This is a genomic window from Pigmentiphaga daeguensis, assembly GCF_039523035.1.
In the GTDB taxonomy this organism is placed as follows: domain Bacteria; phylum Pseudomonadota; class Gammaproteobacteria; order Burkholderiales; family Burkholderiaceae_B; genus Pigmentiphaga; species Pigmentiphaga daeguensis.
In genome coordinates, this window is the sequence record NZ_BAAAEN010000017.1 from 93990 (window position 1) to 109083 (window position 15094).

Genomic DNA, 15094 nt, shown 5'->3' on the forward strand with positions numbered 1-15094 from the left:
GGAACCCCTGCTCATGACCGAGCCTGCATCCCACGCCTGCCCGCCTCCTACTCCCCCTACCGGCGCGCTGGACGGCGTGCGCATCCTGGACCTGAGCCGAGTGCTGGGCGGCCCCTACTGCACGATGATCCTGGGCGACCACGGCGCGGAGATCATCAAGGTGGAACCGCCGCAGGGCGACGACACGCGCGGCTGGGGCCCGCCCTTCGCCGGCACGGACGCCGAACGCGGGGACGCCAGCTATTTCATCGGCGTCAACCGCAACAAACGGTCGATGGTGCTGGACCTGTCGCGCGAATCGGGGCGGGCCGTGCTGCTGCGCCTGCTGGAGGAAGCCGACGTCCTGGTCGAGAACTTCAAGCCCGGCACCATGGAAGCATGGGGCCTGGGCTATGAACGGGATCTCGCTCCGCGCTTTCCGCGCCTGATCCATTGCAGGGTGTCCGGCTTCGGCGGCCATGGCCCCCTGGGCAACCTGCCGGGCTACGACGCGGTGCTGCAGGCCATGAGCGGATTGATGAGCGTGAACGGCACGCCCGAGACCGGCCCGCTGCGTATAGGCACGCCCATCGTCGACCTCGCCACCGGCCTCTACGCGACGATAGGCATCCTGATGGCCTTGCACGAACGCCGCCGCTCGGGCCTGGGCCAGTACGTGGACATGGCGCTGTACGACTGCGCCATGTCGCTGCTCCATCCCCACGCGGCCAACTATTTCCTGGACGGCAGCCGCCCGCGCCTGACGGGCAACACGCATCCGAACGTCACGCCCTGCGACAAATTCGCCACCCGCAGCGGCGAGATCTTCGTGGTCATCGGCACCGACCGGCAATTCCGCCGCCTGGTGGAGCTGCTGGGCATCCCGAACCTCGCAGCCGACCCGCGGTTCGCCACCAACAGCGACCGGTCGCGCAACCGTGCCGCGCTCTACCCCCTGCTTGCCGAGGCCTTGTCCCAGCATGACGGCGTGGCTTTGAGCCGGACGCTGCTGGCCGAGGGCCTGCCCATCGGCCCCGTCATGAGCATGGACGAAGCCCTGGGCGCGGACCACACGCACGCCCGCTCCATGGTCTACGAACACCACGGCTACAAGGGCCTGGGCACGCCCATCAAGCTGTCGCGCACGCCCGGCGGCCTGCGCCGAACGCCTCCCAGGCTGGCCGAACATGCGCGGGATATCCTGCGCGAAGCTGGCTTCACGGACGCCGACATGGACGAATTGGAACACATCGGGGCGACGGCGCCCCGGCGCGCGCGCTGAACCCTTTTCCCTGGAGCATCGCATGACCTTACCGGACGACTGGCGCGAGGCCTGTCTTTCCAACGATCTTCCCGAAGCCGGCACGCTGGCCGTGACCCTGGACGGGCAGGTCTTCTGCCTGTACCGGGTCGAAGGCGCTACCTACGCCACCGCCGACCGTTGCAGCCACGGCCGCGGTAGCCTGTCCGAAGGCGTCCTGGAAGCGCACACCATCGAATGCCCGTTCCATCAGGGCTGCTTCGATATCCGCACCGGCGCTCCCACGGCGCTGCCCTGCAACCGGCCCGTCAAGACCTACGCGACCCGCGAGACCGACGGCATCGTCTGGGTGAACACCCGTCCGCGCGACATGGCCGGCCAGCACTAGCACCGCTTCACCGCGCCGGCGGCTGGCATGGCGCCGCACGGTGCCTGCGGCGGTACGGATCCGCCGCGATCTCGTGCTTGCGCATCAACTGCCAGAACGCGCGGCGGTTCTTGTGCGCCGCGCGGGCCGCCTGCGAGATGTTGCCGTGGTAGCGCAGCAGCATGTCGGAAATGTAGTGGCGCTCGAACTCCGTCACGATCCTGGCCTTGGCGGACTGGAACGGTTCGCGCGACACGAAGCCGGAATTGCCGTCCCGGCATCCGGATTCGGCTTCATGCTCGTCTTCCGGCTCGGCCTCGGCCGGCGGCGCGTCGCTGGATGCGCAGGCCTCCTGGGGCTTGCCCGGCCCCGCGAGCAATACCAGGCGTGTCTTGAATTCTTCCCCGCACATCGGGTAGCGCATGAAATCGTCCAGCCCGAGCGACAGCAAATCCTGCAGCCCGGCGGCGCTCATTTCGCGCGCGAGCGCCAGGACGGGCGTCTGCAACGCCTCGCCGGCCACGGCCATCGCGGTGCGTGTCCATCCCAGGGTGGACAGGGTGACCGGCAGCAGGCAGACGTCGTAGCGCTTGAGCGCCAGCGCCTGGCGCCGCAGCGCGTCGGCCGATGGCGCGTCCAGCTGCACGCCATGCAATGCGATGCGTTCGCGCGCATCCTTCCAATCTTCCATCAGTTCGCGCATCCAGCCCGCATGCTCGGGCACCATCAATACGCCGCAATCGATCATTCCCCTCATGTCACTGCCCTCAGGTTGTCCGAGCCGCCAGACTAGGGGCGTGTGGCGAAGGCCTCAATCAGAGAAACCAACAAGCGCGATTTTGCGTATCCAGTTATCACGAGTGCGGTCGTTAATGACCGGCCGGACTACTCCGCCAGGCGCAGGCTCTCGACCGTCGCGGCCGCGATCTGCTGGTCGGTGAAGGGCGCATCGACCAGTTGCTTGCGCGAAAACAAACCGACCTGGTCGTCATGATGGGGCGAGGCGGCGTCGGCCGACTGCCCATTGGCCGCCATCACCTTGGCCACGAGCTTGCCGCTCGTCCAGGTCACCGCATGCATGTAGGCCGTTCCCGCGACGATGTCGCCGTAGCCTTCGGCACCGAGCGGCGCGCCTTCCAGCGCATTCAGTATCCCCTGATCTCCCGATCCGCCATGGAGCGGAACGCGGCCGGCGGCGGTGGGGCGCGCCAGCATCCGTCCCCATGCTTCGTCGCCCTTCAGACCATGGGTGCCGAGGTCGGCAATGGTGGCGGCCAGCGCAGCGCGCACGGCGGCCTGGACCGGCGCGCTGCCGGAAAGCATGCGCACGCGCAGCGGGTGGGCCGGATCGTACGGCTGGGCGTACAGGTTCTCGACGGCGGCGAGCCGGGGCCAGAGCTCGCCGAACAGCAAGGCGCCACGGCTGTCGGCATTGTTGCGGCGGTCCCAGCGCGATAGTACGCCGCAGGCCGTGGCAGCCCCGCCCGTGGCCGAGGCGCACGCGTCCTGGATACCGTCCATGAGGGTTTCGGCTGCGTAGTTGCGGTTGCCGAAGACCACGTCCACGGCCTTGTCCACCGTCACCTTGCCCGCTGCCAGCATTTCGGCCACCAGCCGGTGGGACATCCTGGTCCGGGCATTGGGCTCGGCATCCGGGCTGCCGAACAGGATCGAGTAGCGATCGTGCCGCTCGCCATGGATGGACAGGCTGTAGCTGTCGTTGGCGTTGTAGGCGACCCCGCGCGTGGACAGGGCGGGAATCCGGTCAGCCGGCGCCAGCCGGGGGCGGCCCTGTTCGTCGCGCAGCAGGCATGCGCCGCGTGATCCGTCCAGCGCGGCGGGCACGCGGCCCGATGGCGTGGCCTCGACGGCACAGGCGGCCAGGCCGGCATCGTCGATGTCCAGGATGGGCCCCGCTTCGATGAACAAGGCATTGCCCGCGCTGTCGCCCGCCACGAGGTGGGCGGCGATGCCGCGTTGTCCGGCCACGGCACGCTGGAAGTCGGCCACGTCACGCGCCTTCGCGGCGTCCAGCATCTGGTCCAGGCCCCTCGCGTCGCCCGCGGCGGCATCGGTGACGGCGTACCAGCCGGCCGGCCTGCCGGGCGCGGCGGGCAACCGGTACAGCGGGCCCAGCGCGGTGTACGGCACCGCGTAGGCTTGGGTGCGCGTGGATCCGTCGGCCTGGCGGACCCCGATTTCCACCACGCGCCGCTCGATGGCGCGGGACACGCCGTCGACCACATAGGCGGGAGTCGCGCCGGCGCGCAGGTCGAGCCGCAGCGGCAGTCCGTAGGTCACCGTTGACGGCGCCTCGATGCTCCATGCGACGGAATCGTTGAAGCCCGACAGCGGCAGCGGCACGCCCAGGAAATCCGCCCCCATGACGTCCAGCTCACCGGGAATGGTCAGGTGCATCTGGTGCATCAACAGCCAGTGGTCCTGCCAGTACGTATGGGGATTGGCCACCACGATGGCGGCGCCCGTACCGGTGGCATCGGCGCCATAGGCCCAGGTATTGCTGGCCATGCCCAGGCGGGGCGGAGCAGGCGCCGCGGCGGCCCGCTCCGGCTGGTCCAGGTCGTCCCACAGCGAAGCCGACGCGAAGGGCGCCGCCAGGAAGGTCCGGTTCAAGGTGCCGATCTGCATGACGGCGCGCAGCACGTCGGTGGCGGCCATCGTCGGCGGACGCAACCCGCCGCACGCGGCCGGCGCCGCGTGGTCGCGGACGTAGCGGTTGAAGCCCGCGGCATAGCCCTCGGCCAGCGCGCGGGCCTGCGGCGACAGCGCCTTCCACGCCGCGTCCACGTCGTCCGCCGACAACTGCATGCGGTAGAAAAGGTCGCTGTCCAGGTTGGGCAGCGGCAAGAAGCCGACCAGCGCCTTGCCATCCGGGCCGAAGTGGGCCGACCGCTCGCCGCGCAGGGTGATGATGCGATCGGCCAGCGCGCATAGCTGGTCGCGCGCCACGGCATAGCCGTAGCCATACCCCAGCCCGCCGTGGTCGCTCGCCCTGACGTGCGGCACGCCGTACGTCGTCCAGCGCACGTGCGCGTCGAAACGCGCCGCCGGTTGCGACGGCGGCGGATCGTCGCCGCCTCCGCATCCGGCGACCAGGCATGCCGCCACCCCGGCCCGCACCCACCGTGCCGGGGTCATGGCCGCCTTTCCTGCTTGCGGGCGATGACCTGCATCTCGACGTGCGCCCCGGGATAGGCGATGCCGGCGATCATGGCCGTGCCCGTGGGCTTGCAGGGCAGATGGTCGGCCAGCACACCGATGACCGGCTGCACGTGCTCCATGGCATCGATGATCAGCGTGTAATTGACGATGTCCTCGAGCCGCGCGCCCGCCGCCTTCAGATAGGAAGCGATGTTGCGCAGCATCAGGCGCGTCTGTTCCTCGACCGTCGGCGCCAGCTTCTGCGCGGTGTAGTCCATGCCTATGGTGCCCGACACGAAGACCCAGTCGTGGTCGAACATGGCGCGGCTATAGGGTGCGCGCGGGAAAGGCAGGGGAAAGTCCGCGATCTGCATGGTGGCTTGCTCCGTGGATGCCGTGATTGTTCAGTCGAGCTTGAAGCCCAGCTTGCGAATGATGGGACCGTAGCGGTCCAGGTCGGTCGAGATCTGCCGGCGCAAGGTCTCGGGATCGTTGCGCGGGGCCGGCTCGAAGCCGAACGCCAGCAGCTTGTCGACCACGTCGGGCTGCCTGACCGCCCACTCCACCGCGCCGGCCACGCGCTGCGCGATGCCGGCCGGCAGGCCCGAGGGCCCGACGATGGCGAACCAGACCGACATATCGATGCCCTTGAACCCCAGTTCATCCAGGGTGGGCACATCGGGCAGTCCCGAGAAGCGCCGCGCCGAACTCACCGCAAGGAAACGCGCGCGCCCGGATTTCACGAACTGCGCGTAGGGCGCGATCCCGTCGAAGGCCGCGTCGACGGTGCCCGCCATCAGCGCCTGAGCCACTTCCGCGCTGCCCTTGAACGGCACGCGCCGGGCCTGCGTGCCGGCCGCGTCGTTGAACGTGTCCACCAGGATCTGCGAGACGATGGCCGCGGCGCCGATATTCAGGCCGGCGCCGCCCGACTTGCCTCGCTCGACCAGGTCCGCCACGCTGGCCGGGTCCTTGGGCTGGCTGCGCGCCACCACCGCGTTGGGACCGACCACGGCCAGCGAGATCGGCGTGAAATCCTTCTTCGGATCGTAGGGAAGCTTTTCGTACAGCGCCGGATTGAGCACGAAGGTCTGGTCGATGGACCACAGCAGCGTGTAACCGTCGGGCGGCGCGCGCAGCACTTCCTGCACGCCGATCAGCGTATTGCCGCCCGCCTTGTTCTCGACGATGATGGGCTGCCCCAGCCGTTCCTGCACCTTGAGCGCGATCAGGCGGGCCGCGACGTCCGCGCCGCCGCCGGCCACGAAGGGCACCACCAGCCGCACCGGACGGACCGGCCAATCGGCCGCCGCGGCGGCCGATGCCGCCAGTGCGCACCCCAGCGCGAAGCAGGCCCGCAGCAGGCGGCTGACATGCCGGACGTTCATCATTACACTCCGTCGGAAAGTTGCAGTGATGCTAACGTTCCGGCTCGAGGCCATGTATGCAGATCGAATCGCAAACTGTGCCGATCCCCATCGCGGGGCCGGTGATGCGGGAAGACGACCTCAACGCCATCCTGGCCCCCTCGGCGCCGGAGCCGGCCGGCCTGACCCTGACCGATATCCTGAGCGAATCGCGCCGCAACGTTCCCTGGCCCAGCGGCGGCCACGTCACGCGGCTACATACGCTGCCGTGGGAAGGCGCCAGCGCCCGGTATTTCGACTTCAGCCTGAACGACCGCCTGCGGGTGCGGCTGGACCCCGACCGGGAGCTGCTGCTGACCTTCTTCCTGGAGGGCCATGTCAGCGGACACGTCGGCGACGAACACGGCCCCGAACTCGACTTCCGCCTGAACCGCATGCTGCTGCGCACGCCCAATCGCAACGGCGGCTACCTCATCGACATCCCCGGGGCCCGCACCCACCGCTTCGTGCAGTTCCGGCTACGCCGCGACCTCTTGCCGCGCTGGCTCAAGGCCCTGGGCGTGCGCCTCCCCGCCGCCCAGCTCGACGAGATGGTCGACCGCGACGATGGCCGCATTCTGTGCAACGCCGCCATCACGCCGCAATTGCAGGGCTGCCTGGAACGCATACGCGGCGAACGCAGCGACCAGCCCGCCTTCGTGCCCCTCTTCCACGCGCGCGCCACCGAGCTGCTGCTGTGCGCGCTGCAAGGATTCGACGACCTGCTGCGCCCTGCCCGCTCGCCCGGCGCCGATGCCGCCGCCGTCCTGGCACGATTGCGCGAAACCATCGCCGAGGCGCCGGCCCATCCATGGACGATCACCGAACTGGCGCGCCGCGTCGGCTGCACGAGCGCGCGCCTGCAGCAGCACGTGCGCGATGTCACCGGCCTTTCGGTCTACAACCTGCTGGTCGCCCAGCGGCTGGAGCTTGCCGCCACACTGCTGCGCGAGACCCGCCTGGGGGTGCAGGCGATCGCGGCCGAAGCGGGCTGGCAATGCCACTCGCGCTTCGCGGCCGTGTTCCGGGCGCACTACGGCAGCACGCCGCGGGCTTACCGGCTGCGCCACCGCAACTCGGCGACCAGGCTTTCATAGCCGCCCGCCGGCTCATATCCTGCTACAAATTCGTTGTTACTTGGCCGGTCCTGGACCCGATTCTGCGGCAAACTGCATGACCAGCAGTCTGGAGTTGGAGTCCAGCATGACCAAGCCAAGCCTACGTTCCACCGCATCGCTGATCCTCGTGACCACCGCCCTGTCATGGGGGCTTCCGGTGCGCGCCGACGATCTGCGCGAATCCGGCGGCCGCGAGAGTTCCATCGATACGTCGTCCCGCTCCTATGGCGGCAACGGCCTGCGCCTGGGCTCGCGCACGCCGGCGTCCATGGGCCTGGGGGGCAGCGGCCTGCATGCCTCGCTGGATGCGTCGGCCGCGAGCGGCCCGCAGGCCGAGGCCGGCAAGGCCGCCACGCCGCAACCGGCCGCCGGCACCCGCTTGAAGAAGAAGGACGGGCGCTGACCGGCGCCCGCCCGCGGCAGGACTAGACCCGCGGCGCGACGCGCTGCTCGATCGCGCCGAAGACGCTGTTGCCGGAGCGGTCGAAGTGCTCGATGCGCACCATGTCGCCGAATTTCAGGAACGGGGTCCGGGCCGCACCGTGCCGGATGGTCTCCAGCGCGCGGCGTTCACCCAGGCACCCCACGCCCACGGACTCATCCTCGTTCGATACCGTACCCAGGCCCACCAGCGTTCCCGCCTCGAAGGCACGCGTCTGCGCCACGTGGGCGATCAGGTCCCCATAGTGGAAGGCGACGTCGATGCCGGTCTCGATGCTGCCCAGCTCCTCGCCGCGCACCCAGCATTTCATGGTGCCCGACACCAGGCCGCCCTGCCATAGCTCGCCCAGCTCGTCCGGCGTCACCGCGATGGGGCCCAGGCTGGACGCGGGCTTGCCGACCAGGAAGCCGAAGGTGCGCTTGAGTTCGCCGGGAATGATGGCGCGCAGCGATATGTCGTTGAGCAGCACGAACAAACGGATGTGCTCGCACGCGCGTCCGGCGTCCACGCCCAGCGGCACGTCGCCGGTAATGGCGGCGATCTCGGCCTCGAAATCGATGCCGTCGTCTTCCGAAGGCAGGCGCACGTCCTCGTTCCAGGCCATGAAACCGTGCGAGATACCCTGGTACATCAGCGGCTTCTGGAAGAAATCGTCGGGCACCGATTCCCCGCGCGCCTGCCGATTGCGCTGGATGTGGCTGGGATACGCCGCGCCGTCCAGGTACTGGTAGGCGCGCGGCAGCGGCGCGGCCAGCGTGCCCAGGTCCAGCGCGAAGGCGCCGGCGGCGCGGCCGGCGTTCAGGTCGTCGTACAGGGCCTGCAGGCGTGGGCGGGCGCGCTCCCAGTCGTCCAGCGCCGATTGCAGCGTGGGCGCGATGCCGGCCGCGCTCACCGCCGTGGCGAGATCGCGGCTGACCACGAGCAATGCGCCGTCGCGCCCCGCGCGTTGCGATGCCAATTTCATTCCAGCTTCTCCAAGAGTGCGGCGCGCGGCCCCTTGCCGGCGCCAAGATGATGAACAGGCGCTAGGCGGGATTGCCGGACTGGAATCCGCGCCAGACCTCGTCATAGTCCGGTTGCAGGTTGGGCGCGGCCAGCGCCTGCGCCGTCGGGCGGAACACGTGGCGGCTCTCGAACATGAAAGCCATGGTGTCTTCCAGACGACGCGGCGCCAGCGCTTCCGTGCTGGCCCGTTCGAAGGTGGCGGCATCGGGGCCGTGCGGCAGCATGCAGTTGTGCAGGCTGATCCCGCCCGGCACGAAGCCCTCGGCCTTGGCATCGTAGACGCCGCGTACCAGTCCCATCAGCTCGCTCATCACGTTGCGGTGGAACCAGGGTGGGCGAAAGGTGTCCTCCATGACCAGCCAGCGCGGCGGAAAGATCACGAAGTCGCAATTGGCGGTGCCGCCGATTTCCGACGGCGAGGTCAGCACGGTATTGATGGACGGATCGGGGTGGTCGAAAGTGATGCTGCCCATGGCCATGAAATGCGCCAGGTCGTACTTGTAGGGCGCCAGGTTGCCGTGCCAGGCCACCACGTCCAGCGGCGACGAAGCGCGCTCCAGCTCCCAGAAGCCGCCCAGGAACTTGCGCAGGATGCGCACCGGCCCTGTCGCGGATTCGCAGGCGGCGACCGGCGCCAGAAAATCGCGCGGATTGGCCAGGCCGTTGGAACCCAGGGGCCCCAGTTCGGGCAGCCTGAACGGCGCGCCGTAGTTCTCGCACAGGTAGCCGCGCGCGGCGCCGTCGGGCACGTCGATGCGGCAATGCACGCCGCGCGGCAGCAGCAGGATCTCGCCGGGCGCCACCCGCAGGCGGCCCATTTCGGTATGGACGTCGAGCGCACCCGACTGCGGAACCACCAGCATTTCGCCATCGGCGTTCATCAGGTAGCGGTCGCGCATGGACGCATTGGCGCGATAGACGTGGACGGCGGTGCCGCTCTGGGTCTCGGCGCTGCCGTTGCCCGCCACGGTCACGATGCCGTCGACGAAGTCCGTGCCGGGCGCCGGCTCCGGCCAGGCGTTCCACCGCAGCCGGTTGGCTGGCGCGGCCACCTCGGTGAAGGGAGCGGTCAGCCAGCACGGATGCGCTACCGCATGGGCCTTGCCGTGCGCGGCGGAGGGCCGCAGCCGGTAGGTCCAGGTACGCAGGTTCACGGCGCGCGGCGCCGTGAAAGCCGTGCCCGAGATCAGTTCCGCGTACAGGCCATGCGCCACCCGTTGCGGCGAGTTGCGGCCCACGGGCAGCACGCCCGGGCTGGCCTCGGTCGCGAACTCATTGCCGAATCCGCTCTGGTACTGCGGCTCCGCCGCGGCTGCCCTGTCCATCCTTGCCTGCTCCCTGTTCAATTCGCGGCGATGTTCGCTTGCTGGACGACCTTCTTCCAGCGCGTGATTTCCGACTCGATCATGGTCCGCATCTGGGCCGGGCTGCTGCCGCTGGGCTCGCTGCCTATGTCGTTGACGGCCTTGCGGAACGCGGGGTCCTGCAGCATGGCCGCCAGCGCGGCGTGCAGCCGGTCGACGACGGGTCCGGGGGTCCCGGCCGGCGCCGCGATGCCCAGCCACGAATACACCTGGAACCCCGGCACGGTGTCGGCCGCGACGGGCACGCCAGGCAGCAACGGCCACGGCCTGGAGCTGGTGATGGCCAGCGCGCGCATCGTGCCCGCCTTGAGCTGCGGCGCGGCCACCGTGGCGGTATTCACCAGCACGTCCACGTCGCCGGCCAGCACGGCTTGCACGGGCGCCGCGCCGCCGCGATACGGCACGTGCAGCATCTGCACGCCCGCCGTGGCGGCCAGCAATTCGCCGGTCAGGTGCTGGGTCGAGCCCACGCCCACCGAGGAGAAAGACACCGTGCCCGGCTTGGCGCGTGCCGTCCCCAGCAGGTCGGCCAGCGTGCGCGCCGGGTTGTCGGCCTTGACGCTGACCACGAACGGAAACGCGGTCACGGTGGAAATCGGCTGGAAATCCGCGACCGGATCGTAGGGCAGCGACTTGTTCACCGCGGCCGAAACCGTATGGCCGCCGGTCAGCATTACCAGCGTGTAGCCGTCGGGTTCGGCCTTGGCCACGTAGCTGGACGCGACCACGCCGCCGGCGCCGCTCTTGATTTCCACCACCACCGGCTGGCCCAGCGCCGCCTGCAGGTGGCGAGCCACCAGCCGCGACACGGTGTCGGCATTGCCGCCCGCGCCGAAGCCGTGAATGAGTTGTATGGGCCGCTCCGGATAGGCCGCGCCCGCCGCGCCGGCCAATGCGGCCGCGCAAACCGCGCCGATGATCCGTCCGTACATGATGGGGTCTCCTCCTTGTTCTTGCAGTGCTTTCCGTTGGCCGGAAAATCCCGGTTGCACCGTGAAGGGCAATATATGATTGGCCAGATCGGCGGGTACCCGCATTTCCACTGAATGGACACGACTTATGGCCAGCGGCAGCACCACGGCGGAACCCGGCGGCATCGAACGCGCAGTGCAGTTGTTGAAGCTGCTGGCCACGGCCGGCAAGCGGGGCCGGGCCCTCACGCAACTGGCCGAAGCCACGGCCCTGCCGCATTCCACCGTGCATCGCTTGCTGCGCCGCCTCATGCACGAGCGCCTGGTCGTCCAGAAGGAATCCGACAAGTGGTACGCGCTGGGCCCGCTGGCCTTCGAGCTGGGACTCGCCGCCATGGCCGCCTACGACCTGCGCGAGCATTGCCGCGCCAGCCTGTCCAGGCTGGCCGAAGAAGTCGGCGACACGGTCTATCTGTCGGTGCGCAGCGGCAGCGAATCCGTGTGCGAGGCGCGGCATGAAGGACCGTCGCCGATCCGGGTCAACACCCTGTCCATAGGCAGCCGCCGGCCGCTGGGGCTGGGCGCGGGCGGACTGGCCATCCTGGCTTTCCTGCCCGACGCCGAGCGCGAGGACATCATCGCCACCGATGGCCGCCGCATCTGCGAGGAAGGCCGCTTGACCGAGGCCGACCTGCGTGCCGCCATCGACGCGTGCCGGCGCCAGGGCCACTCGCTGATCCGCAACCGCGTCACCCTGGGCGTCACCGCGGCCGGCGTGCCCATACGCGACACGCTCGGCCGGCCCATCGCCGCCATCAGCGTGGCCGCCATCGACGACCGCATGCGGGAAGAACGCGTGGCCTCGCTGGCCCGCAGCCTGCACGAGCACGCGCGGGAAATCGAAGGCTCGCTGCGGGGCCGGCCGGCCTGAAACCGGGCGAGCCGGGCGTCAGACCGGCACCACGCGCGGGGGCGGCGGATCCGTGGTTTCGCCCTCGACGTTCGCGCGTATGCGCGGCAAACCCTCCGCATGATGCGCGGCGATGAAGGCGATCAGGCCTTCGCGCACCAGGCAGCGCAGCTCGAACGCATTGCCCGAGTTGGCGGCGCTGACCAGGAAGCGGACCTGCATGGCGCGATCACTGGTATCGGTGACCTGCACCGCCGCCACCCGCGTATCCCACAGCGGCGAAGCCTTGCACAGCCGCTCGAACTCCTTGCGTATCGGCTCCAGCGGCACCGAGAAATCCAGCCACAGGAACACCGTGCCCAGCAGCGACGCGGTACGGTGTGTCCAGTTCTCGAAGGGATTCTCGATGAACCATTGCAGGGGCACGATCATGCGCCGCTCGTCCCAGATGCGCACCACGACGAAAGTGCCGGTGATCTCCTCGACCCGGCCCCATTCGCCATTGACGATCAGCACGTCGTCGATGCGTATCGGCTGGGTGAAGGCGATCTGCAGGCCGGCAATGAAATTGCCCAGCACCGGCCGCGCCGCGATACCGGCGACCAGGCCGGCCACCCCGGCCGAGGCCAGCAGGCTCGCGCCCAACTGGCGCGCGCCCGGCAGCGTCAGCAGCACGAACGAGAGCCCCAGCAGCAACACGATGGCGTGGGCGCTGCGGGCCAGCACGCGGGTCTGCGTCAGCTTGCGGCGCGCGAGCAGGTTGTCGGCCACGTCATAGGGATTGAGGCGAATGGCCGTGTCGCTCAGCGACTTGATGCAGCTGTTGGCCAGCCAGGTCACGCATACGATCAGCATGACGGTGACGACGTAGGAAATGCCTCGGGTATAGGGCATGTCCTCCGGAGTCCCGGTCAGCACCACCCGCAGCGCCAGCAGCGCCGCCACGAACTGGCTGGCGGTGCACGCACCGACCACCATCGCGTGAAGATAGGGACGCGGCGCGGTGATGCGCCGCAGGATCAGGAAGCCTATCCGGTGGATGACCAGCGCGACGGCGACGGCCAGCACCATCGCGACCGTCAGCACGAACCAGGGGCGCAGCGCTTCGGGCAGGAAGTCCAGGGGTAGGGATGCCAGCATGGAGGCCTCTTCTTGGTCGAGTCGGGCGCCATGCCAGCAAGTAGTGTGCCGTGCGTCGCTTCTCGGCACGCAGCGAATGCGTGCCGATTTTTCATGCCCTTGCGCGCGCAGGCTGCGCCTTCCCCGTACCCAGCCAGGCCAGCGCCGCCAGCAGCAGGACGGCCGCGCCGAACTCGCGCGAGGTGGAGACGATGTCTCCGCGCAGCGCCACGTCGTAGCCGGCCAGGATGGCGGGTACGCCCATGGCCAGATACGACACCACGAACAGGACCGACAGCACGCCCGCGCGGCCGGTGGGCGGCAGCGGCGCGATCACGTTGCGCAGTGCGCCCTGGAAACCCGTGCCGAAGCCCATGCCGGCGATCGCGGTGCCCACCATGAACAGCGCCACCGAATGCAGCGACAGCGCGGCCAGCACGAGGGCCATGCCGGCCATCAGGGCCAGCGCGCCCAGGCGCGACAGGAAGCGGGCGGAGCGATCGCGCAGCAGGACCACCGCGACGACGCCGCCACCGGCCATGATGAACAGGGCCAGCCCACCCAGCAGGCTGGATCCCGACCCCACCAGGCTGCGCAACAGCGTGGGCCCGAGCGACGCATAGAAGCCGCCCAGGCCCCACACGGCCACCACGGCGGGCGCCGCCAGCAGCAGCGGCATCCGCACTTCCGGCGGCAGCGCGAAACTGGGCTTGAGCGAGGCCCAGGCGCCCGGCCGCCGCCGCGCGGTCTCGGCAATGAAGTAGACGCCCACGCCCTGCAGCACGAAGATCACGCCCAAGACCACATAGACGAGATGCGTGGGGGCGGGCAGGTACTGCACCATCAGCCCGGCGACGATGCCCCCCGTACCCGTGCCCAGCATGGGCGCCAGCGCATTGGCCAATGCGCCGCGCGTCTTGTCGATGTCCAGCATGCCGGCGCCCACGGCCGCGATGGCGGCACCGGCCGAGAGCCCCTGGACGATGCGGCCCGCCAGCAGGTCGGACAGCCCGCCGGCGGTGGCGAAGACCACCATGGCCGCGGCCTGCGCGACGGCGGCGGCCATGAGCACGGGCCGCCGGCCGATGTGGTCCGACAGGCGTCCCGCCACCAGCAGCGCCGCCAGCACGGCCAGGGCGTAGCTGCCGAACACCACGGTCAGCATGGTGGTGGAGAAGCCCCATTGCTGCTGATAGATCGCGTATAGCGGGGTCGGCGCCGCCGACCCCGCCAGGAACGCCAATGTGATCGATGCCAGCAGATGGAAACTGAAGCGCGGCGACAGGCGCCCGGCAACCTGGGGGCAGGCGGAAACAGGGGCGGGGACGGCCTTGGCGGGGGAAGCGCAGGTCATGGGGCGGGATCCGGGGAACATTAAACAGACAGGTCTGTCTGATTTGCTTGAAGTGTACAGACCTGTCTGGTAATGTCAAGACATGACCATGAATACGACAAAAAGCCCCGAAGCGCGCCGTTCCGCGCGTCAACGCCTGCTCGACGCCGCGGACGAGCTGTTCTATGAAGGGAGCATCCACACGGTCGGCATCGACCGGGTCATCGAGCGCGCCGGCGTGGCCAAGGCCTCGCTGTACGACACCTTCGGCAGCAAGGAGGCCCTGATCCAGGCCTACCTGCTGGCCCGCCACGAGGCGCGCAAGCTGCGTATCGCCGACCGCCTGGCCACCTATGCCGGCCCGCGCGAGCGCCTGTTGGGCGTCTTCGACATCATGCGGGAAGCCGCGTCGGGCCCCCGCTTCCGGGGCTGTCCGTTCAGCCGCGCGGCCGCCGAAGCGGCGCCCAGCGCCGGCATCCGGGAAGCCTGTGACACCGCTCGAAGCTGGCTGCGCGACCTGTTTGTCAGCCTGGCCCGCGAAGCCGGCGCAGCCGATCCCGAAGCGCTGGCCTGTCAGTTGATGCTGCTTTACGACGGCGCCACGGTCTCGAGCCACGTCGACGCGAACGTCAAAGCGGCCGACGCCGCCCGCGCCACCGCCGAACAACTGCTGAACGCCGCCCTGCCCGCCAACGCCCGCCCATAAAAAAATCGCGG

General features: G+C 69.4%; 15 protein-coding genes. 6 read left to right on the top strand and 9 right to left on the bottom strand.

What is annotated here, in order from left to right; genetic code table 11:
* Positions 1-13 precede the first annotated feature (13 nt).
* Entirely contained in the window at positions 14-1261 is a 1248-nt protein-coding gene (locus tag ABD104_RS20080) for a CaiB/BaiF CoA transferase family protein (RefSeq protein WP_087840479.1), read from the top strand.
* Between the two features lie 22 nt (positions 1262-1283).
* A complete protein-coding gene (locus ABD104_RS20085; protein WP_165963237.1) occupies positions 1284-1628 on the top strand; it encodes a non-heme iron oxygenase ferredoxin subunit in 345 nt (114 codons plus the stop codon).
* Between the two features lie 7 nt (positions 1629-1635).
* On the opposite strand, the gene ABD104_RS20090 is transcribed toward ABD104_RS20085, so the two are convergent.
* The 4 genes from ABD104_RS20090 to ABD104_RS20105 all read right to left on the bottom strand — a co-directional run bounded on the left by ABD104_RS20090 (position 1636) and on the right by ABD104_RS20105 (position 6157).
* Complete coding sequence (locus ABD104_RS20090) at positions 1636-2364, bottom strand: hypothetical protein (protein ID WP_132980130.1); 729 nt, start codon at positions 2362-2364, stop codon at positions 1636-1638.
* Between the two features lie 128 nt (positions 2365-2492).
* On the bottom strand, positions 2493-4766 hold the full coding sequence (locus ABD104_RS20095; RefSeq protein ID WP_279816926.1) for a penicillin acylase family protein: 2274 nt from the start codon (positions 4764-4766) through the stop codon (positions 2493-2495).
* A complete protein-coding gene (locus tag ABD104_RS20100) occupies positions 4763-5143 on the bottom strand; it encodes a RidA family protein (protein WP_087840344.1) in 381 nt (126 codons plus the stop codon). Before ABD104_RS20100 ends, ABD104_RS20095 begins: the two co-directional genes overlap by 4 nt.
* Positions 5144-5173: 30 nt before the next feature.
* A complete protein-coding gene (locus ABD104_RS20105) occupies positions 5174-6157 on the bottom strand; it encodes a Bug family tripartite tricarboxylate transporter substrate binding protein (RefSeq protein ID WP_132980132.1) in 984 nt (327 codons plus the stop codon).
* A gap of 56 nt (positions 6158-6213) precedes the next feature.
* On the opposite strand from ABD104_RS20105, the gene ABD104_RS20110 reads away from it, so the two are divergent.
* Positions 6214-7272 carry a helix-turn-helix transcriptional regulator gene (locus tag ABD104_RS20110; protein WP_343928082.1) on the top strand — a complete coding sequence of 353 codons (1059 nt, stop codon included), beginning with the start codon at positions 6214-6216 and terminating at the stop codon, positions 7270-7272.
* 106 nt (positions 7273-7378) lie between these two features.
* Entirely contained in the window at positions 7379-7696 is a 318-nt protein-coding gene (locus ABD104_RS20115; protein ID WP_132980134.1) for a hypothetical protein, read from the top strand.
* Positions 7697-7718: 22 nt separating this feature from the next.
* Here ABD104_RS20115 and ABD104_RS20120 read toward each other — a convergent pair whose 3' ends face one another.
* The 3 genes from ABD104_RS20120 to ABD104_RS20130 form a co-directional block, all read right to left on the bottom strand.
* Positions 7719-8699: a fumarylacetoacetate hydrolase family protein gene (locus tag ABD104_RS20120; protein ID WP_087840349.1), complete on the bottom strand. Its 981-nt coding sequence runs from the start codon at positions 8697-8699 to the stop codon at positions 7719-7721.
* 61 nt (positions 8700-8760) lie between these two features.
* Positions 8761-10065 carry a homogentisate 1,2-dioxygenase gene (hmgA, locus tag ABD104_RS20125; RefSeq protein ID WP_132980135.1) on the bottom strand — a complete coding sequence of 435 codons (1305 nt, stop codon included), beginning with the start codon at positions 10063-10065 and terminating at the stop codon, positions 8761-8763.
* A 17-nt stretch (positions 10066-10082) separates the two neighbouring features.
* Positions 10083-11036, bottom strand: coding sequence for a tripartite tricarboxylate transporter substrate binding protein (locus ABD104_RS20130; RefSeq protein ID WP_343928083.1), 954 nt, complete (start codon positions 11034-11036; stop codon positions 10083-10085).
* 127 nt (positions 11037-11163) lie between these two features.
* Here ABD104_RS20130 and ABD104_RS20135 point away from each other — a divergent pair, with 127 nt between their 5' ends.
* Positions 11164-11946, top strand: a complete 783-nt coding sequence (locus tag ABD104_RS20135) for an IclR family transcriptional regulator (protein ID WP_087840353.1) — start codon at positions 11164-11166, stop codon at positions 11944-11946.
* Positions 11947-11964: 18 nt separating this feature from the next.
* On the opposite strand, the gene ABD104_RS20140 is transcribed toward ABD104_RS20135, so the two are convergent.
* Together ABD104_RS20140 and ABD104_RS20145 are read right to left on the bottom strand one after the other, a co-directional pair.
* On the bottom strand, positions 11965-13065 hold the full coding sequence (locus tag ABD104_RS20140; protein WP_087840354.1) for a mechanosensitive ion channel family protein: 1101 nt from the start codon (positions 13063-13065) through the stop codon (positions 11965-11967).
* A gap of 91 nt (positions 13066-13156) precedes the next feature.
* Positions 13157-14398: an MFS transporter gene (locus tag ABD104_RS20145; protein ID WP_087840355.1), complete on the bottom strand. Its 1242-nt coding sequence runs from the start codon at positions 14396-14398 to the stop codon at positions 13157-13159.
* 88 nt (positions 14399-14486) lie between these two features.
* On the opposite strand from ABD104_RS20145, the gene ABD104_RS20150 reads away from it, so the two are divergent.
* On the top strand, positions 14487-15083 hold the full coding sequence (locus ABD104_RS20150; RefSeq protein WP_132980137.1) for a TetR/AcrR family transcriptional regulator: 597 nt from the start codon (positions 14487-14489) through the stop codon (positions 15081-15083).
* Positions 15084-15094 lie beyond the last annotated feature (11 nt).